Source organism: Stenotrophomonas sp. 93052_Sma, from assembly GCF_056481145.1.
In genome coordinates this window covers 2,635,732-2,653,984 of the sequence record NZ_CM151134.1, presented here as the reverse complement: position 1 = coordinate 2,653,984, position 18,253 = coordinate 2,635,732, and the positions used below count along the sequence as shown (strand labels likewise).

The following is an 18,253-nucleotide window of genomic DNA, read 5'->3' as shown; positions in this document are numbered from 1 at the left end:
GTATAGTTATGGCCGTACTCCACCCCACCAGATTCTCCCATGGCTTTGTCCCAGCCCCTGGCCGGTGCTCCGGCCCTGTCGCGTGCCCGTCGCTGGGCGCTGTTGTTCACCGTCGCCGCCGGCCTGCTGCTGGTCACGCTCGACAACTCCGTGCTCTACACCGCACTGCCCACCCTGACCGAGGAACTCTCGGCCAGCGCCGGCCAGGCACTGTGGATCATCAACGCCTATCCGCTGGTGATGGCCGGCCTGCTGCTGGGCGCGGGCACGCTGGGCGACCGCATCGGCCACCGCCGCATGTTCCTGATCGGCCTGGTGGTGTTCGGCATCGCCTCGCTGGCAGCGGCGTTCGCTGCTACAGCGGCGCAGCTGATTGCCGCGCGCGTTCCTGGCGGTGGGCGCCGCAGCGATGATGCCGGCTACGCTGGCGTTGATCGGCCTGAGCTTCCACGAAGAGCGCGAGCGCAACATCGCCATCGCGATCTGGGGCTCGGTGGCCATCGTCGGTGCAGCGCTGGGTCCTATCATCGGCGGCTGGCTGCTGCAGCACTTCTGGTGGGGCTCAGTGTTCCTGATCAACGTGCCGGTGGTGGTGGTCGCATTCGTGGCCACGCTGCTGCTGGCACCGGAAGGCCAGCGCGATACCTCGCGGCCGTGGGACCTGGTGTCTTCGTTGCTGGCATTGGCGGCGCTGTCCGGCCTGGTGCTGGCGATCAAGTCACTGATCGCTACGCCGCCGTCGTATGCGCTGGGTGCCGGTGCGCTGTTGCTGGCCGTCATCAGCGGCGCGGCGTTCGCACGTCGCCAGCAGCAGTTGCCGTACCCGTTGCTGGACTTCGCGATCTTCCGCAATCCGGCGTTCCTGGCCGGCACGCTGTCGGCGGTGTTCACCCTGTTCGCGATGGCCGGCCTGCAGCTGGTTACCACCCAGCGTTTCCAGCTGGTGGCGGGCTTCACACCGCTGCAGGCAGGCCTGCTGGTATCGGTGGCGGCGCTGGGCAGCCTGCCGAGTGCACTGCTGGGCGGCAGCATCCTGCACCGCGTGGGCCTGCGTCCGCTGATCTGTGGTGGCCTGGCGGCTGGCGCCGTGGGTGTCGGTGTTGTGGCGTTCGGCTTCCCGCACGGCCTCGGTTGGGTGGTGGCCGGCATGGCGATCACCGGTTTCGGCATGGGCTCGGCCATCTCGGTGGCGTCCACTGCCATCCTCAACAACGTACCAGCGCACCGCGCGGGCATGGCCTCGTCGGTGGAAGAGGTGTCCTACGAGCTTGGTGGCCTGCTCGCTGTGGCGATGCTGGGCAGCCTGAGTGCGGCAATGTACGGCGCCTTCCTGCCGGCCTCGGCCGACATGCCCGAGCTTGCCCGCGACGGCTTCACCCAGGCGCTGCACGTGGCACGCGAAAGCGGGCAGGGCGAGTGGTTCGCACTGGCCACGGCCGCGTATGACCGTGGCTACCAGATCGTGCTGCTGGTGATCACGGTGGTGCTGGTAGTGGGCGCGGCGATCATCGCGCGCCTGTTGCGGGGGCGCGTCGGTGGCCGCGAGGGTGCGGCCGATCGCGTAAAATGACGCGATGAGAACCAGCAAGCGCGACCGCATCCTCGACGCCGCCGTCAACGTGATCAATCGTGACGGCGTGCGCGCGGTGACCTTCGAGTCGGTGGCGGCCGAGGCCAAGCTGACCCGTGGCGGCCTGCTGTATCACTTCCCGTCGCGCGAAGCGTTGCTGCGCGGCATCGACGAGCACCTGGTGCAGGCCTGGGAAGCGTCGATGGAGTCGCTGCTGGGCAAGACCGCAGACGAGGCCACGGCGCTGGAGCGCTACCAGACCTTCGTGCGCGTCTCGGCGCAGAGTGCCACCCGTGCCGAACTGATGTTCATGCTCGAATCGGCCGACCCGGACGCCGATGAGCGTCCGTGGGGACCGGCTGTTCGGCGCTGGGCGCCGTTGCCGCCGTCGGCCGGACAGAATGACCCGGCCGCGCTCGACAACTTCGTGGCGCGGCTGGCGGCCGATGGCCTGTGGATCTACGAGGCGATGTACGAAGGGCAGCTGGATGAAAGCGTGCGCGCCCAGGTAGCGGAGCGCATCGCCGGGCTGCTGGCGAAGTCTGATGGGACGTCCAGCTGAGCCGTCGACCGACGCGGGGACGCCGCTCCTGGTAGAGCCGACCGCTGGTCGGCTGCTCACGAAAATCCCGCGCTTCGCGCGATAGTCGACCAGCCGTCGACTCTACCCCTCTCCATTTACCCAGCCTGCGCTGCGCTCGCGGCCAGCCAGGCCCTCGGCGAGGCCCCCAATCGCTTGCGGAACGCCTTCGACAACGACGCGGTATCGGCAAACCCCACCTCGATCGCCACCTGCTTGACCGCCACGCCCGCCCGCAACTGCGCGCAGGCCAGGCTCAGCCGCCAATCCAGCAGATAACTGGCCGGCGTCGCCTGCATCACCTCCTTGAACACGGCTGCGAACGCGCTACGCGACATGCCGGCGGTCGACGCCATGCGCGGCAGCGTCCATTCGTCCTGCGGCGCCTGGTGCATTGCCACCAGTGTGCGTGCCAGCCGTGCATCTGACAGCCCACGCATCAGCCCGTGGCTGACCCCGGCCGCATCGGGATGATCGACCACCCAGCGCAGGATCTGGATCAGCGCCACTTCGAACAGCCGGTTGGTCAGCAGCCGCGAACCGCAGCGTTGGCGGTCGGCCTCGGTGAACAGCAGATGCAGGGTGTCGTCCAGCTCGTCGATCGCGGCCAGCGGCACCACCATCACCGGCGGTAGCGACTGCACGATGGGATTGCGCGCCGCCATCGAAGTCGAGCGTGGCGCAGGTGAAGTCGGGGCCATCCAGCGGCGCATTGAAGAACACGTGGTGCAGTGGCTGCGGGTACAGCAGCAGGCTGGGCGCGTCGATCTTCAAGCGAGGAAGCGCGATATCGCCGTCGGGATGACGGACCTCCATTTCACCCTGGCGCAGGATGTGCAGGAACGCCCGACCGGGCTGCGGCTCGAAGACATGGCGCCCGCACAGAGGTCCGCTGTGGAACAGCGCGGCCTGCACCCGGAAGCGTTCCAGCAGAGAGGAGAGGCGGTCGGGTGCGGAGGTGTCGGTGGGCATGCTCATGGACGACTGGACAACATGTGTGGCCAATTACGACCAATACGTCCGTAGAGTCTACCTAGGATGAGCGGGTCGTCCAATCCGGGCGCTTTCCCAAGGAGATCCACCATGTCCCGTGTCCCCCTGATCGATGCCGCCAACACCACCGCCGACCGCCAGGCCCTGCTGGGCCAGGTCCACGCCGCCTTCGGTGCCACCCCGGCCATGTTCCGCGCTGTGGCCAATTCACCGGCCGCCCTGCAGAGCATGTGGGGCTCGTTCGGCGCACTGGGCGGCGGTCGCCTGTCGCCGCTGCTGGGCGAGCAGATCGCCGTCGCCATCGCCAACCGCAATGCCTGCGAATACTGCCTGGCGGCGCACACCGCACTGGGTCGCAAGGCTGGTGCCAGCAGCGAGCAGATGGCTGCCGCGCAGATCGGCCACTCCAGTGATCCGGCCACCTCGGCGGCGCTCGACTTCGCGCTGAAGGTGGTTGAACAGCGTGCACAGATCACCGACGGTGATGTGCAGGCGTTGCGCGCAGCCGGCTTCGATGACGAGCAGATCGTCGAGATCCTCGCCCATGTGGCGCTCAACCTGTTCACCAACTACGTCAACGTCGCGTTCGACGTGCCGGTGGACTTCCCGAAGGTGGCGCTGCGCTGAGATGCGGTTCGGCTCGGGTGGCAGTGGCCGCCCGGGCCGGTCGAAATGGAGCAGACGGGGTGGTCGGCGCTACCTGTCGTCCGCCTGCAGCCGCTCGGGGTGCGTATACACATTGAACCCGCTCTCCCGCGCGAATCCGACCAGGCACAGTCCGGCACTGCGGGCCAGGTCGATCGCCAGCGCGGTCGGCGCAGACACCGCTGCCAGCACGCTGGCACCCGCACGTATCGCCTTGCTGACCATCTCATAGCTGGCGCGGCTGGAAATCACCAGCAACCCACCGTCGATGGCGTGCTCGTTGTGATGCAGGGCGCCGATCAGTTTGTCCAACGCATTGTGACGGCCCACATCCTCGCGCACCCAGCCAATCCGCCCGCTGGCATCGGCCCAGGCCGCGGCGTGCGTCGATCCACTCACCGCATTCATCGGCTGATGCTGCGCCAGCGTGGCCAGTGCCCGCTGCAACGCGGCATGCGGATAGGTGCGACGCTCGCGGATCTGCGGAAGCGGGCGCAGCACATCCTCCAGCTGGCGCGTGCCGCACAGGCCACAGCCTCCGCGACCGGGCAGCAGGCGGCCATTGGCCGGATCCAGATCGGCACCGGGTGCGTCGTCGGAAACGGTCATCTGCAGTTCGATGCCCTCCAGCTGCGGGCGGACCTCGATCGACAGCAGTTGCGAGGGCGTATTGATCAGCCCCTCGCTGAGCGAGAAACCCAGCGCGAAGTCTTCCAGGTCGCAGGGCGTGGCCATCATCACTGCGAAGGCGGCGCCGTTGTAGCGCAGTGCAACCGGCACTTCCTCGGCCACCACGTCGACCTGCTGCTGGTGCCCCTCGCTGCGCCAGCGCTGCAACGGACGCTGGGCCGTGCCGGCAGGCGGGGAGTGCGGCGGGGTCGAGTCAGGCATGCAGCGCGTCCGGGCAAGGGAAATACGCAGGTGGTGGACCACCCACGGCTTCGAGAATAGCGCAGTGGCCGGGCGCTGACGCGGGTGTAACCGTTGTCATGGCAGGCTGCGCTGAAAACAGCATCTGCCTCTGGCGAAGCGGCCTTGTCCGTGCTTGACTGCGGGGCTGGCCGCGCTGCAGACGCCGCATCCCGCCCATCCCGCGCCGTTGATTGTTGTGTTCCTCCCGCCAGGTTCCCGAACATGTCCGAGCAGAAGCCGCCGCGCTACAAGCCCTACAACCAGCCGGCCGGTGGCTGGGGTGCCGCCGGTGCCACGGCCAAGGTGCTGTTGCAGCAGAGTGTGATCGGCAAGGGCTCGAAGGCGCTGCTGGCAATGAACCAGCCCGGTGGCTTCAAGTGCCCCAGCTGTGCGTTCCCCGATGCCGACGAACGCAGGAAGCTGGAATTCTGCGAGAACGGTGCCAAGGCGCTGGCCTGGGAAGCCACCCAGTTCCGTGCCGGCCGCGAGCTGTTCGCTCAGCACACCGTGACCGAGCTGATGGCGCAGACCGACTACTGGCTGGAGATGCAGGGCCGGCTGACTGAGCCGATGCGCTATGACGCGTCCACCGATCATTACGTTCCGTGCAGCTGGGACGAGGCGTTCGCCTTGATCGGCCGTCATCTGCAGGCGCTGGACAGCCCGCACCAGGCCGAGTTCTACACCTCCGGCCGCACGCCCAACGAAGCTGCATTCCTGTATTCGATCTTCGTGCGCGAGTTCGGCACCAACAATTTCCCGGACTGCTCGAACATGTGCCACGAGCCGACCAGCCGCGGCCTGCCGCCGGCCATCGGCGTGGGCAAGGGCACCATCGTGCTGCAGGATTTCGAGCACGCCGAGGCGATCTTCGTGATCGGCCAGAACACCGGCACCAATTCGCCGCGGATGATGAGCAACCTGGTCGAGGCGCGCAAACGCGGCATCCCGATCGTGGCGGTCAACCCGATGCCCGAGCGCGCTGATCCGTTTCGCCGAACCGCAGGACATGGTGCAGATGGCCACGTTCGGTTCGACCGAGATCACCAGTGAGTTCGTGCACATCCGCATTGGCGGCGACCTGGCCCTGATCAAGGGCATGATGAAGGTGATGTTCGAGCGCGAAGCGCAGGGTGAGCGCGTGCTTGACCACGATTTCCTGGCCGAGCACACGGTGGGCCTGGACGCACTGCGCGCAGATGTGATGGCGCAGGACTGGAACGAGATCGTGCAGGTCTCCGGTATCACGCAGGCGCAGATCCGCCGCTGCGCCGAGATCTACATCCGCTCCAAGGCCACGGTGATCTGCTATGGCATGGGCCTGACCCAGCATCAGTATGGTTCGACCCTGCTGCAGCAGGTGGCCAACCTGCTGTTGCTGCGTGGCAACTTCGGCAAGCCCGGCGCAGGCATCGGGCCGATCCGTGGCCATTCCAACGTGCAGGGCGACCGTACCGTCGGCATCGACGAGAAACCCAAGCCGGCCTATCTGGAGCGCGTGCAGCAGGTGTTCGGCTTCGATCCGCCGCGCGAGCACGGTCATCACGTGGTCGAATCGATCGAGGCGATGCTGGACGGCAGCGCCAAGGTGTTCATCGGTATGGGTGGCAACTTCATCCACGCCGTGCCCGATACACCGCGCGCGTACGAGGCCATGCGTGGCCTGGAGCTGACGGTCGGCATCGCCACCAAGCTCAATCGGGGTCACCTGGTGCATGGCCGCGATGCCTTGATCCTGCCGGTGGTCGCACGCTCGGAGCGCATCGTTACGCCTGCCGGCGAGCAATTCGTCACTATCGAAGACGCGATGTCGAACGTGACCGCTTCGCGCGGCGTGCTCGAGCCGGTCAGCACGGACGTGCTCCCGGAGGTCGAGATCGTCTGTCGCATGGCGATGGCAACATTGCCGCACAGCAAGGTCGACTGGGCGGGGTGCATGCATGACTACGCACCCATCCGCGAGCTGATTGCGGCGGTGTATCCGGAGATCTACACCGGCTTCAACGAGCGCATCCAGCAGCCGCACGGCTTCCATCTGGACATTCCACCGCGCCGTCGAGTGTGGCCCACGCCCAACGGCAAGGCCAACATCCTGGTGATGCCAGGCCTGGACGTGGACGCGCCGGTGGACGATCCCGGGATGCTGCGGTTGGCCACGGTGCGCTCGCACGACCAGTACAACACCACCATCTACAGCTACAGCGACCGCTACCGCGGCGTCTACAACGATCGCATGGTGCTGTTCATGAACATCGAGGACCGGCTGGCGCGCGGGCTGGAGAAGGAGGCGCTGGTCAGCCTGGAGACCATCAGCGGTGATGGCGTGCAGCGGCGCATCGAGGGCCTGACCGTACTGGACTACCCGATGCCGCGCGGCGCCCTGGCCGGTTACTACCCCGAGTTGAACCCGCTGCTGCCGCTGGACTACTACGACCGGGTCAGCGGTACCCCAGCGGCCAAGTCGATCCCGGTGCGGATGAGCGCAATGGTGGCGGCGATTGCGTGACCCGCGCATCGGCTATCATCAGCGGGTGAATCTGCCTGGCCTGCTGCTGCGATGGATGCTCCTCCTTGCCCTGGTGCTGAATGCACCGGCGCTTGCGATTGCCTCATCCTCGTACGCGGCGCAGTCCAGCGCGGACCACTGCGCCGCGCCGCACTCCGCTGCCATGGCCGGGTGCTGTGACGAGGTAGCATCTACGGTCTGCCAGAGCAATGAGTGCGAATGCCCGCCGGCCAGCGTCGGCATGCTGGCCACCCTGAGCGGAACGCCGGCGTCACCCTGGCGTGAGGCACCTTTACCAGCCAGCGCCCAGCAACGCGCACCGCCGCCGTTGCCGGATCCGCTACGGCCTCCCATCGTGTGATTCCCTGCAGGCCTCAAGCGCCTGCCGTAGCTGCTCGACTCATTCTCGACTCTGCCTGTGCCTTCGATGCGCAGGCAGCGGGCCGCGTTGCCCGCATCTGCAAAGGAATCAACACCATGAACCGTTCTCTCTCCCTCGGCCTGCTGCTTGGCACCGTGCTGGCCACCACCGCCTGCGCGCGTGCTGCCGAAGAATCGCCTGCCGCGCCGGTTGCCAGCCAAGCCCCGGCGGCACCGATCAAGGCCAGCCCGTCGCAGGTGGATCCGGCACTGCCCATCGCCATCGTGCACAAGACCGCCAGCTGCGGCTGCTGCGGTATCTGGGTCGATCACCTGAAGGCCGAAGGCTTCCAGGTGGATGTTCGCGATACCGATGACATGAACCCGATCAAGGTCCGGCTGGGTGTGCCGGTCGGCAAGGCCTCCTGCCACACCGCCGAGATCGGTGGTTACGTGGTTGAAGGCCATATCCCGGCCGAGGACATCAAGCGACTGCTGGCGGAGCGGCCGGCAGCGCGCGGCCTGGTGTTGCCGGGCATGCCGGCCGGCTCGCCGGGCATGGAAATGCCGGACGGCTACGTGCAGCCGTACACCGTTGAACTGGTGCGCAACGATGGCACCACCGAGCCGTTCGCGCAGCACGGCCAGGGCGGCTGACAGTCACGGGTGCCGGTCGTATTGACCGGCACCCTTCCACGCGTCCTGTGTAGAGCCGAGCCCACCCTCGGCGTGCTCTTTGTAGAGTCGAGCCATGCTCGACTGCTCTGCTTCAGTCGAGCAAGCTCGACTCTACAGAATCAGCGGGCGCGGGCTGTTTCCTTGGCCAGCTGTGCGTCGAACTTCTGTTCGGCTGCATCCGCGTAGGCCTTGCAGGTCAGTGCCTTGGCGCTGGCCTTGCTGCCGGAGGCGTAGTCCCAGTTGCTGGCACCCGGATGAGGGGTCAGCAACACGTCACAGGGCAACGCCCGCACCGTCGCGAAGCTGCGTTTGTAGTCATCGACCAGGCGCGGATAGCGCGCATTGCCCTGCAGCTGGTATCCCGGTGCACTCAGGCTGTCGGCGTAGGCGATGCGCACCGGCTTGCCCTCGCGGGTATCGGTCCAGGTCCAAGCGGTGCTGCCCGGGGTGTGTCCCGGCATGAAGTGCGCGGTGAATTCGATGCCGCCCACCTTGACCACCTCGCCATCCATTACGATGCGGTCCGCATTGGCAGGCGGGTAGGTGATGCCATCGCCGAAGTGCAGATCATCGCTGCCACCACGTGCCAGCAGCACCGCCGATTCCGCGTTGGCGACCACGTGCGCGCCGCTGCGGCGCTTCAGTTCCGCCACTGGGCCTGCATGGTCGGCATGCGCATGGCTGAGCAGGATCAGACGCAGGTCCTGCGGTGCCACGCCGCGTGCCTTCATGTTGTCGAGCAGGTGGCCGGCCATCTGTGGCATGCCGCCGTCGAGCAGCACCGCGCCCTCGGCGGTCTGCACCAGCAGTGCGGTCAGGTTCTCGGTGCCGATCTGCCAGGTGTGGTCAGCAATCTGCAGCGGTGCCATCGGCTGCAGCCAGGAAGCATCCACGGTGTAGGCCCGCAACTGCGGCAGGGGTGCCTCGGCGGCGCTGGCGTGCGCGACCGGAAGAACAGCGGCCAGTGTGACGGCGAGCAGGGAAAAACGCATGGTTCACGTCCGTTTGAAGGAGGCCCAGAAACTAGCATGGGCCTCCTTCATCGCGTCGCGCATAGATTTCATGGCTCCCATAAGGGCGCCATGGATCAGTACCGGTACTGCCACCCCAGCGTCAGCACCCGACCACGGCCCGAGAAATAGCTCGGGTTCGACGGCGTGGTCTGCGAGTAGTAGCTGATGTACTGCTTGTTCGCCAGGTTCTGCACGCCCAGCGTGAAGGCGTGCTTGTCCAGCGTGTAGCGCGCGACCAGGTCCACCGTGGTGTAACCCTCGAACTCCGCCACCCGCGCGCCACGCAGGTCGAAGTCGCGGTCGAAGGCATGGCTGGCCTGCAGGCGGGTGCTCAGCTGCGGCGTCCAGCTCTGTTCCCAGAACGCGGTCAGCCGGTTCGGCGCGATGTTGACACCGGCCAGGTCGCTGTCGAGGCGGCCATCGACGTCGGCATCGTAGCGGCCGTTGGCGCGTGCATAACCCAGGCCCAGCCGGCTGTCGCCCAAGCGCAGGCGCAGGTTGCTTTCAAAGCCTTCCACGCGGGTGGCCTGGCGCTGCACCGCATAGGCGTCGATGCCCGGGTCGTAGATCAGCACCGAGCCCAGCTTGGATTCAGAGGTGTAGTACGCAATATCGCCACTGAACCGGCCATCGTCGTACTCCAGGCCGATCTCGCGGTTGTCCGACACCACCGGTGACAGGTCAATCAGATTGTCAACGCGCTGGCCGTCGCGGTTGATCGCGCGCAGTACGCGACCGACGTCGGCCACGGTGTAGCCTTCCGAATACGAGGCGTAGGCATTGAGGCGATCGTTGATGTACCAGACCGCGCCGAAGTTGGGCAGGGTCTCGCTCATGGTCGGCTTGCCGCCAGCCACCTTGCGTGCGCCGTAGCGGGGCAGGGTGGTGTAGTCGGCTACTTCCAGCTCGCCCTTTTCGTAGCGCAGGCCGCCGGACAGCATCAGGTGGTCGGTTGGCCACCAGTGCAGCTGCAGCAGCGGCGACAGGCTCTGGTAGGTGGTCTGCGGCACCCAGTTCATGCCGCTGGCCAGCAGCACCTGATGGGTGCGGTCGCGCAGGCCGTCCAGGCCCAGGGTCACGTCCAGCGTGGTGTCGGCGATGCGGGCCCAGCTCTGGGTCAGCTTGAAGCCGCGCTTGTCCGATTCGTTCTGGGTCTGGTCCCAGGCGGCGTTGGCGCCGGTGTTGCCCCACGGATCCCACTGGCTGGCGCCATAACGGCCTTCGAAGTCCACCGCGAAGGCCTGCGCCTGGAAGCGGCCACCGAGCAGATCGGCGGCGCTGTAGTCCAGCGTCAACGAACGCGAGCGGTTCATCGGCGGCTCCAGCGGGGTATCGCCGGGCACCGAAATGGTCGGGCGACCGGTGCGGTAATCACCGTTCACCGCCAGGTAGTTGTCCAGCCCGCGCAGTTCGTAGCGGTTGGCCATCAGCTGCAGGCGGTGGCCCTCGGCAATGTTCCAGCCCAGCTTGGCGAACACGTTCGACGAGGTCGAATCCATCAGTTCGCCCTGCACGTTGGTACCGATCGAACGGCCCTCGCCGTCGTGGTACAGGCCTTGCTTCTCATAGGCCAGGCCGGCCACCAGATCGAACTGCTCGCCGCGCACGCCGACCAGTGCCGAGCCGCGCTGGCCGTTGTCATCACGGCGGCTGGGGAGCGCCGAGCTGTAGCTGACGTTGGTGTCGAGCAGGAAGGCGCCGGGCTCGCTGGGCGCGCTGCGGGTGATGATGTTGACGATGCCACCGGTACCGCCGATGCCCTGCAGTGCGTTGGCACCGTGGATGACCTCGATGCGTTCGATCATCGCCGGATCGATGGTGTGCGAATCACGTGAGCCATCGCGCAGCGGCGTCGACTGCGGCACGCCGTCGACCATGTACAGGATGCCGCGGCCACGCATGGTTTCGCCGTAGTTGGACATCTTCTCGCGCGCCGGGGCAAATGCCGGGATCTGCGCCGACAGCACGCGCGAGACATCCGAGCCCAGCGCCAGCTGCTGCGCGATGTCCTCGCGGGTCAGCACGGTGATGGTGTTGGGCATCGCGGTCTCGCCCTGCGGCATGCGCGCGGTCGAGGCCGATACCGTGACGCGGGCCAGTGAAGTGGTCGTGGCCGGGGACGCTGCCGATGACGCGGCCCGGGCCGGAGCGCGGGGTTTGGGGGGTGCCGGCGCGGCACTCACCACGAACACCCCCGGCGAGCGCTCCTGCATCGCCAGGCCTTGCCCGGCCAGCAGGCGCTGCAGGGCGTCGTGCGGGGTGTAGCGGCCGTCGAGGGCGGGCGCGTTGCGGCCGCTCACGCTGTCGGCCGCGAACAGCAGCTGGATGCCACTCTGCCGCGCCAGCGAGTTGAGCGAAGTTTGCAGCGGGCCGGCCGGCAGGTGCAGTTCGACGGGTGCGGACGCAGCGGTCTGCGCGGTGGCGGGCAGCGCCGCACACAGGCAGGCGGCGAGCAGGGTGGGGGCCAGCCGGCGCAGCGCGGCGGGCGGAACAGGGCGGGTCATGCGGGGGTCCTTCGGAAGGGTTCAAGCACTTGCCGGATGGGACGGCGCGCAACCCACCCTCGGCGTGGCAATCAATCGCGGGCGCGCAGATGCAGGCTGCCGTCGGCGGCGGTCTGCACCTGGACCGGCAGGATCTCCGGCAACAGCGCGACCGCCGTCTGGGCACGATCGGCATCGAACACACCCGACACCTGCAGCGGACCCAGTGCCGGGTCGTCCAGCACGATCGGACGGTCGTGATAGCGCTGCAGGATGCGCAGCACCTCGCTCAGTGGCATGCGGTCGAACTGCAGCCGGCCGGTGGTCCAGTCGGCCCGGTCCGGATCCACGGCTTCCGGAGGAGACAGCGACCCCGGCTGGGCCAGCAGGCGCTGCCCCGGTTTCAGCCGCTGCTCGGTGCCGCCGCCATCCACGCTGACACCGACCTCGCCGCGCCACAGCGTGACCTCGCTGAGATCGCCTTGGCGGTCAACATCGAACACCGTGCCGTAGTTGCGTACCTGTACCGGCCCGGCATCGACCTGGAAGCGGCGCCACGCCGAATGCTGCACCTCGAAGCGCGCATGGCCCTGCGCCAGCAGCACCTGCCGCGAACGCAGATGGCGACGGACCTGCAGGTGGGTTCCCGCGTCGAGCAGCACGCGGCTGCCGTCCGGCAGCTCGATGTCGCGGCGCTCGCCGACGGCGGTCTGGTAGTCACGCACCTGCCAGGCCGGGTCGGTCAACAGCAGCGCTCCGGCCGCAAGCAACAGCACCGGCAGTACCCGTTTTGCGCCAGATCCGCCGCGCCGCCGCTGCAACTGCTCCGGGCCTGGCAACGGGAAACGCTCCTTCAGTGCCTCCCGGTGCTGATCGAGCGTGTCCTCGGCGGACGGTTCGGCGGGCGCCGACGGCGGTGCCGGATCGGGTGATGCAGGGCTCACCGCAGCGCACCGTGCAGCCGGCAGTCGGCCATGGCCAGGCGCAGATGACGTTCCACTGCCTTCAGGCCGATGCCCATCCGCTGCGCCACCTCGGCCTGGGGCAGCTCGTGGATCTTGTGCAGGATGAACACCTGCTGCCGCCGGCAGGGCATGCGCTCGATGCTGGTGGTCAGCCGCTGCAGCGCCTGCTGGCCCTGCGCCTGGCGCTCGGGTCCGGGGCGCTCGCAGGCGCCTTCGGGAAGCTCGGCGCGGGGCTCCACCCAGTGCCGGCGCAGGTCCTCGGCGCGGCAGCGGTCGACCGCCGCATCGTGGGCGATCCTGCGCAGCAGCGCGATCGGTTGGCGGGCGTCATGCGCGGCCGGGCGTTCCAGCAGGCGCACACAGACATCGTGCACCACTTCGCGGGCCAGCCCGGGCGAGCGGAACCGGCGATGCAGGTAGTCCACCAGTTCCTCGTAGTGGCGCACCAGCGAGGTCACCAGCGGCAGCGCAGGTGGGCGGGGAAGTGTCGGCTGGGACATCCGGACGGGCAGCAAGGGTGAAAGGCGGGTGCCGGGAGGTCATCCCTGCGCAATGACGCAATACTAATGGGAACTGTTCTCGTTTGCCATGCCGCGATCATCATGGCGATTGTTCGCCGCGCCTGGAAAGTGAATCCACGATCATCGGCTGGAGCGCAGAATCGCCCACGGCTAGCCTGCCTGCAGGCTCAAGGAGGTGGACCATGCATGTGCTTCTGGTGATGGTGGGTGGCGTCGTGCTGCTTGGGGTGTTCCTGCTGTTCGGACGGCTGTGGAGCGTGGGTACCTCACAGCTGCCCACGGCCCTGATCGCATTCGTTGCCACCTGGCTGCTGGTGACGGTGGCCAACCTGTGGGTGGGGGTCAGCAAGGCCGGCTACGGGATACGTGAAGAACTGCCGATCCTGCTGCTGGTGTTCGCGGTGCCGGCCCTGCTGGCCGGTCTGCTCTACTGGCGCCTGGCGCGCTGAAGGACAGCCATGAGTACACGACTGCGATTGCCGGCCCTGCGCCAGCGCGACGGCCACCATGCGCGCGTGACCTACGAAGAGCTGTTCTTCGACCTGGTCTACGTGTTCGCGGTCACCCAGCTCAGCCACCACCTGCTGCATCACCTGGATCTGGCCGGCGTGCTGCAGACCCTGGTGCTGTGGTTTGCGGTGTGGCTGGGCTGGCAGTACGCCTGCTGGGTCAGCAACTGGTTCGATCCGGAAGCACCGCGCATCCGCGGCCTGCTGTTCGCCACCATGCTGCTGGCCTTGTTGATGTCCTCGTCCATTCCCGAGGCCTTCGCCGACCGTGCCTGGGTGTTTGCCGGGGCCTACGCCACCATGCAGGTCGGGCGTACCGCCTTCGTGCTGCTGGAGGTCGGTCGCACGCATCCACTGGCACCGAACTTCCGTCGCATGCTGGCCTGGGTGAGCGTGTCGGCCTGCTTCTGGCTGGCAGGTGCGGCATCCGAGGGCAATGCGCGGTTGGCGCTGTGGGCGGTGGCGGTGGCGTGCGAGTACGTCTCACCGATGTTCGGCTTCGCGTTCCCGGGGCTGGGCCGTTCGCACACCCGTGAGTGGACCATCGAAGGCGGGCACCTGGCCGAGCGCTGCCAGCTGTTCGTCATCGTCGCACTGGGCGAGACGTTGCTGGCCACCGGTGGCGTGCTCAGCGAGGTCGAACAGTGGAGCGGGGCAGTGGTGTCGGCGGTGCTGGCAACGTTCGCCGGCACGATCGCCATGTGGTGGCTGTACTTCGGCATCTCCAGCCGCGACGCCACCGAGGCCATCAGCCATGCCGAAGACCCGGGCCGGATGGGCGCCAACTTCCACTATGTGCACGCGTTGCTGATCGCAGGGATCATCGCTACGGCGGTGGGCAATGACCTGGTCATGGACCACCCGCACGCTGCGGTGACGTCGGTGTATGCGGCCGTGCTGGTGGCCGGCCCGTTGATCTACCTGCTGGGCAGCGCGCTGTACAAGCGGGTGGTGTACGGGCGCGCACCGTACTCGCATCTGATCGGCGCGGTGGCGCTGGGCGTGCTGGGCGTGGTGTTGCCGCAGACCCATCTGTTGGCCGCTGGCTGGTTGACCAGTGCGGTGCTGCTGGCGGTGGGGTTGATGGATACGCGGTTGAAGCAGCGCCTGCAACGGGCGTGATCAGCCCTCTGCCGGGTACAGTCGAATGTTGGTCGACTGCTCTTCCACAAGGTTGTGGAAAATCCCGCGCTGCGGGCGATAGTCGACTGACAGTCGACTCTACCGCCGCCCTCTACTGTCTGAGGTGACCTGGTCGAGCGCGGCGGCCATTGCCGCAAGTTTGCCGACCGTGTTGAGGTTGCGGGCGGTGCCTTGCTGGGCACAGGGAATCCGCAGGCGTGAGTCGGCCATGCCGTCGCCATAGTGGACGAAGATCTCGCGGGTACCCAGCACCAGCTGCTCATCGCGCAGGCCGGTCACCCCGGTCAAGGGATTCGTGGGCAGTGCCTCATCCACGAACAGCGCGACCACACGATTGCCGGCGGCGTGCGGGAACGGATTGCCGGCGGCAACCGCCGCGATCTCGGCTGCCGAGCGCACCAGCACACCCACCGGTTTTCCTGCATAGGCCTGCAGCCGTTGGCCAAGGGCTTTCCGCACGCCGGCTTCGTCAAGTCCGCTGCGGAACACCACGTTGCCGCTGGCGATATAGGTGCGGACGTCGGTGAAGCCGGCGTCTTCGCACATCGCCACCAGTTCAACCATCGGCAGCTTGCCGGTACCGCCGACATTGACTGCCCGCAGCAGCGCGACATGCACGCTCATGGGGAACCCGCCTGCAGGCGGTCGTACATGCGCACCAGGTCGACCAGCGTACGCGCGCCCATCTTGCGCATCACCTGCGCGCGGCGCACCTTCACCGTGATCTCGCTGACCTCGAGATCGCCGGCGATCTGCTTGTTGAGGCGGCCACGTACCACACCGTCGACCACCTCGCGCTCGCCGGCGTTGAGGGTGTTCCAGCGCTGCTGCAGGGCATCGAGTGCCTCGCCGTCACGGCGGCGCTGGCGGTCGATGTCGATGCCTTTGTGGATCGCATCCAGCAGTTCCTGGTCACGGAACGGCTTGGTCAGGAACTCGATGGCGCCGTCCTTGATCGCGTTGACGCCCATTGCGATGTCGCCGTGGCCGGTAATGAACACCACCGGCAACTGCAGGCCGTGGCTGCCCATCGTGCGATGGAACTCCAGCCCGCTCTGACCGGGCATGCGCACGTCCAGCACCAGGCAGGCCGGTGCATCTTCCAGTTCGTGTTCGAGGAACGCCTGGGTGGAGGCGAAGGCCCGTACCTGCAGGCCCATCGAGGCGAGCAGGTCTTCCAGCGCGGCGCGCACCGACGGATCGTCGTCGATCACGTAGACGATGGGCGCTGGATCGGCAGCGGGTGCAGCGGGCTTACGCATGGGGGACTTCCGTGGCAACGGGCAGGTCAAACACAAAGCAGGCACCTCCGCCGCTGGGGCGCTCGGCTCGGATCCTGCCGTCGTTGGCCTCGATCATCGAACGGCTCAGGCTGAGACCGAGCCCGAGTCCGTGTGATTTGGTGGTCCAGAACGCATCGAACACGCGCTCAGGATGGTCGATTGGCAGGCCGATACCGCGGTCGCGCACGCTGAGGCTGATCCGCTGTCCGTCGCGTTGGGTCAACAGGGACAGACGGCGGTCGGCAGGCGGCACTGCTTCCATCGCGTCCACCGCATTGAGGATCAGGTTGCCGATCACCTGCTGCACCTGCACGCGATCAGCCTGTACCAGCGGCAGGTCAGCATCGAGCAGCAGGGCCACGGCCACGCCATGCTGGTCCAGTTCGCTGCGCGACAGTGCCAGCATTTCCTCCACCGCCTGGTTCAGGTCGAACGCGCGTCGTTCCGGTGCTGCGCCCTGGGTCAGGCCGCGGATGCGGGCGATAACGTCACCGGCGCGATGCGCATCGGCCAGGATGCGGGCCACGGTCTGCCGTGCCTTGTCCACGTTCGGTGGGTCCTGCGCCAGCCAGCGTTGGCAGGCCTCGGCGCTGCTGGCGATCGCCGCCAGCGGCTGGTTCACTTCATGGGCGATGGAGGTGGTCAGCTCGCCCACGGTCGACGCGCGCCACTCGCAGCAGCCGGCCCTGGGCTTCCTGCACCGCGGACTTGGCCGCTTCCATCTTCAACGCCAGGTAGGTGGTGATGCCGATCACCAGCATGCCGATCACCGAGTTGACCAGGCCGATGCGGTAGGTGCCGAAGCGGGTGAGGAAGAAGCTCAGGGCGGTGAGTGCGATGCAGGCGATGGCCAGGCTGATCAGTCCGCGCGCGGCGAGTACGCGCGATGCGGCGAGGATGACCGCTGCGTAGAAGCAGGCCGCCGCCACGGCGTAGTCGGTGACGGTATCGATCAGGAAGATCGCCGCCATCACGACGATCAGGGCCAGCAGCACCAGCGGGCGGCGGGGCGACAGCGATGGCATCGGAACGGCTCCCGGGCGTGGGGGGAAAGGATAGCAAAGCCGCCTTGGGTGGATGCGGGCACCCACCAAAGCGATGCCTGGTAGTGCCGGCCGCTGGCCGGCAGCTGCAGGATCGTCCCGGAGATCATGAGGTTGCCGGCCAGCGGCCGGCACTACCCAGGTCTGTGCCGACCCAGGTCGGCACAGACCAATGTGGTGCATGCGGGCTGTTGGTAGATGCCGACCTTGGTCGGCAGGCTCTGGCAGCAGTCGTGGCATCTCAGGGTTCTGTGCCGACCAAGGTCGGCACCTACCAAGCGGTGCACGATGTTGCCGGCCAGCGGCCGGCACTACTCCTCCAGGCTGGCGTTCCAGAACCCCTGCAACACCCCGGGCGTGGTCGCCAGCGTGGCCAGAACCGCATCCAGTTCACCGGCATCGACGGTGGTGGCATACAACACCGCTTCGATCTCGACATCACGCTCGCCGAACGGGCGCTGGTCCACCGCGCGCACCGGGTAGTGCGCCTGTTCCAGCAGCAGCAACAGCTGGTCCAGTACCTCGGCCTGCTGCTCACGCTGGCAGACCACGTTGATCGCATAAGTCGCTTCGCTGAACGCTTCCGGCAGTGGCTGCCGCTGGATGCGGTTCACTACCGGCCGCAGCAGGGTATTGGCGGCCAGCACGAACACGGCCGCCAGCACCGCCTCCGGCAGCAGCTTGATACCCGCACAGGCGCCAACCGCCGCCGAGCCCCATAAGGTGGCCGCGGTGTTCAGGCCGGACACCTGCGCACCGTCCTTCATGATCGCGCCGGCACCGAGGAAGCCCACACCGGAGATCACATAGGCCACCACATGCAGCGGCGACGGCGGACCGCCGTACAGGTCATGGAAGCGCACAGCGAGGTCCACGAACACTGCCGCGCCCACCGCCACCAGGGTATTGGTGCGCAGGCCGGCAGTGCGTTGGCGCAGCTGCCGCTCCAGGCCGATGACGGTGCCAAGCACGAACGCCACCGACAGGCTGATCAGCGAGCTCAGGGTCGCGCCGGCGTTGAACGCCGGCAGGTTCGGATTGATGTCCAT

General features: G+C 67.3%; 13 protein-coding genes and 4 pseudogenes. 7 read left to right on the top strand and 10 right to left on the bottom strand.

Going from position 1 to position 18,253, the window contains the following annotated elements; genetic code table 11:
• Window positions 1-150 precede the first annotated feature (150 nt).
• Window positions 151-1,570, top strand: a pseudogene (locus ACZK2V_RS12410) (MFS transporter).
• Window positions 1,571-1,574: 4 nt separating this feature from the next.
• Window positions 1,575-2,132: a TetR/AcrR family transcriptional regulator gene (locus ACZK2V_RS12405; protein ID WP_486322407.1), complete on the top strand. Its 558-nt coding sequence runs from the start codon at window positions 1,575-1,577 to the stop codon at window positions 2,130-2,132.
• A 116-nt stretch (window positions 2,133-2,248) separates the two neighbouring features.
• Here ACZK2V_RS12405 and ACZK2V_RS12400 read toward each other — a convergent pair.
• Window positions 2,249-3,128 (bottom strand): annotated as a pseudogene (locus ACZK2V_RS12400) (AraC family transcriptional regulator).
• Between the two features lie 105 nt (window positions 3,129-3,233).
• Here ACZK2V_RS12400 and ACZK2V_RS12395 point away from each other — a divergent pair.
• The gene (locus ACZK2V_RS12395; protein WP_486322406.1) at window positions 3,234-3,770 is read left to right on the top strand and encodes a carboxymuconolactone decarboxylase family protein; all 537 of its coding nucleotides are present in this window, start codon (window positions 3,234-3,236) and stop codon (window positions 3,768-3,770) included.
• 69 nt (window positions 3,771-3,839) lie between these two features.
• Here the strand turns inward: ACZK2V_RS12395 and fdhD are convergent, their stop codons facing one another.
• Window positions 3,840-4,679, bottom strand: a complete 840-nt coding sequence (gene fdhD, locus ACZK2V_RS12390) for a formate dehydrogenase accessory sulfurtransferase FdhD (RefSeq protein ID WP_486322405.1) — start codon at window positions 4,677-4,679, stop codon at window positions 3,840-3,842.
• 243 nt (window positions 4,680-4,922) lie between these two features.
• Between fdhD and ACZK2V_RS12385 the strand changes: the two are divergent.
• Window positions 4,923-7,206: pseudogene (locus ACZK2V_RS12385) on the top strand (FdhF/YdeP family oxidoreductase).
• 477 nt (window positions 7,207-7,683) lie between these two features.
• The gene (locus tag ACZK2V_RS12380) at window positions 7,684-8,223 is read left to right on the top strand and encodes a DUF411 domain-containing protein (RefSeq protein WP_189721136.1); all 540 of its coding nucleotides are present in this window, start codon (window positions 7,684-7,686) and stop codon (window positions 8,221-8,223) included.
• Window positions 8,224-8,363: 140 nt separating this feature from the next.
• Here ACZK2V_RS12380 and blaL1 read toward each other — a convergent pair whose 3' ends face one another.
• From blaL1 to ACZK2V_RS12360, 4 genes are all read right to left on the bottom strand, one after another.
• On the bottom strand, window positions 8,364-9,236 hold the full coding sequence (gene blaL1 / locus ACZK2V_RS12375; RefSeq protein ID WP_486322404.1) for a L1 family subclass B3 metallo-beta-lactamase: 873 nt from the start codon (window positions 9,234-9,236) through the stop codon (window positions 8,364-8,366).
• Between the two features lie 95 nt (window positions 9,237-9,331).
• A complete protein-coding gene (locus ACZK2V_RS12370) occupies window positions 9,332-11,761 on the bottom strand; it encodes a TonB-dependent receptor (RefSeq protein ID WP_486322403.1) in 2,430 nt (809 codons plus the stop codon).
• Between the two features lie 71 nt (window positions 11,762-11,832).
• Window positions 11,833-12,684: a FecR family protein gene (locus ACZK2V_RS12365; RefSeq protein ID WP_486322402.1), complete on the bottom strand. Its 852-nt coding sequence runs from the start codon at window positions 12,682-12,684 to the stop codon at window positions 11,833-11,835.
• A complete protein-coding gene (locus ACZK2V_RS12360; protein WP_032129471.1) occupies window positions 12,681-13,205 on the bottom strand; it encodes an RNA polymerase sigma factor in 525 nt (174 codons plus the stop codon). The genes ACZK2V_RS12365 and ACZK2V_RS12360 overlap by 4 nt, the downstream gene beginning before the upstream one ends.
• 203 nt (window positions 13,206-13,408) lie before the next feature.
• Here ACZK2V_RS12360 and ACZK2V_RS12355 point away from each other — a divergent pair, with 203 nt between their 5' ends.
• Both ACZK2V_RS12355 and ACZK2V_RS12350 read left to right on the top strand, forming a co-directional pair.
• Window positions 13,409-13,675, top strand: a complete 267-nt coding sequence (locus ACZK2V_RS12355; protein ID WP_201116253.1) for a hypothetical protein — start codon at window positions 13,409-13,411, stop codon at window positions 13,673-13,675.
• A 9-nt stretch (window positions 13,676-13,684) separates the two neighbouring features.
• Window positions 13,685-14,857 carry a low temperature requirement protein A gene (locus ACZK2V_RS12350; RefSeq protein ID WP_329810005.1) on the top strand — a complete coding sequence of 391 codons (1,173 nt, stop codon included), beginning with the start codon at window positions 13,685-13,687 and terminating at the stop codon, window positions 14,855-14,857.
• A 99-nt stretch (window positions 14,858-14,956) separates the two neighbouring features.
• On the opposite strand, the gene ACZK2V_RS12345 is transcribed toward ACZK2V_RS12350, so the two are convergent.
• The 4 genes and pseudogenes from ACZK2V_RS12345 to ACZK2V_RS12330 all read right to left on the bottom strand — a co-directional run bounded on the left by ACZK2V_RS12345 (window position 14,957) and on the right by ACZK2V_RS12330 (window position 18,253).
• Window positions 14,957-15,502, bottom strand: coding sequence for a DUF1697 domain-containing protein (locus ACZK2V_RS12345; RefSeq protein WP_329810006.1), 546 nt, complete (start codon window positions 15,500-15,502; stop codon window positions 14,957-14,959).
• The gene (locus ACZK2V_RS12340) at window positions 15,499-16,140 is read right to left on the bottom strand and encodes a response regulator transcription factor (RefSeq protein ID WP_486322401.1); all 642 of its coding nucleotides are present in this window, start codon (window positions 16,138-16,140) and stop codon (window positions 15,499-15,501) included. The genes ACZK2V_RS12345 and ACZK2V_RS12340 overlap by 4 nt, the downstream gene beginning before the upstream one ends.
• Window positions 16,133-17,186: pseudogene (locus tag ACZK2V_RS12335) on the bottom strand (sensor histidine kinase). The gene ACZK2V_RS12340 and the pseudogene ACZK2V_RS12335 overlap by 8 nt, the downstream one beginning before the upstream one ends.
• 329 nt (window positions 17,187-17,515) lie before the next feature.
• Window positions 17,516-18,253: an MgtC/SapB family protein gene (locus tag ACZK2V_RS12330; protein ID WP_012511185.1), complete on the bottom strand. Its 738-nt coding sequence runs from the start codon at window positions 18,251-18,253 to the stop codon at window positions 17,516-17,518.

What these genes read in the sequence shown, in the direction of transcription:
- ACZK2V_RS12405 (WP_486322407.1), top strand. Translation starts at nt 1,575, where the DNA reads ATGAGAACCAGCAAGCGCGACCGCATCCTCGACGCCGCCGTCAACGTG.
- ACZK2V_RS12395 (WP_486322406.1), top strand. Translation starts at nt 3,234, where the DNA reads ATGTCCCGTGTCCCCCTGATCGATGCCGCCAACACCACCGCCGACCGC.
- fdhD (WP_486322405.1), bottom strand. Translation starts at nt 4,679, where the DNA reads ATGCCTGACTCGACCCCGCCGCACTCCCCGCCTGCCGGCACGGCCCAG.
- ACZK2V_RS12380 (WP_189721136.1), top strand. Translation starts at nt 7,684, where the DNA reads ATGAACCGTTCTCTCTCCCTCGGCCTGCTGCTTGGCACCGTGCTGGCC.
- blaL1 (WP_486322404.1), bottom strand. Translation starts at nt 9,236, where the DNA reads ATGCGTTTTTCCCTGCTCGCCGTCACACTGGCCGCTGTTCTTCCGGTC.
- ACZK2V_RS12370 (WP_486322403.1), bottom strand. Translation starts at nt 11,761, where the DNA reads ATGACCCGCCCTGTTCCGCCCGCCGCGCTGCGCCGGCTGGCCCCCACC.
- ACZK2V_RS12360 (WP_032129471.1), bottom strand. Translation starts at nt 13,205, where the DNA reads ATGTCCCAGCCGACACTTCCCCGCCCACCTGCGCTGCCGCTGGTGACC.
- ACZK2V_RS12355 (WP_201116253.1), top strand. Translation starts at nt 13,409, where the DNA reads ATGCATGTGCTTCTGGTGATGGTGGGTGGCGTCGTGCTGCTTGGGGTG.
- ACZK2V_RS12350 (WP_329810005.1), top strand. Translation starts at nt 13,685, where the DNA reads ATGAGTACACGACTGCGATTGCCGGCCCTGCGCCAGCGCGACGGCCAC.
- ACZK2V_RS12345 (WP_329810006.1), bottom strand. Translation starts at nt 15,502, where the DNA reads ATGAGCGTGCATGTCGCGCTGCTGCGGGCAGTCAATGTCGGCGGTACC.
- ACZK2V_RS12340 (WP_486322401.1), bottom strand. Translation starts at nt 16,140, where the DNA reads ATGCGTAAGCCCGCTGCACCCGCTGCCGATCCAGCGCCCATCGTCTAC.
- ACZK2V_RS12330 (WP_012511185.1), bottom strand. Translation starts at nt 18,253, where the DNA reads ATGGACATCAATCCGAACCTGCCGGCGTTCAACGCCGGCGCGACCCTG.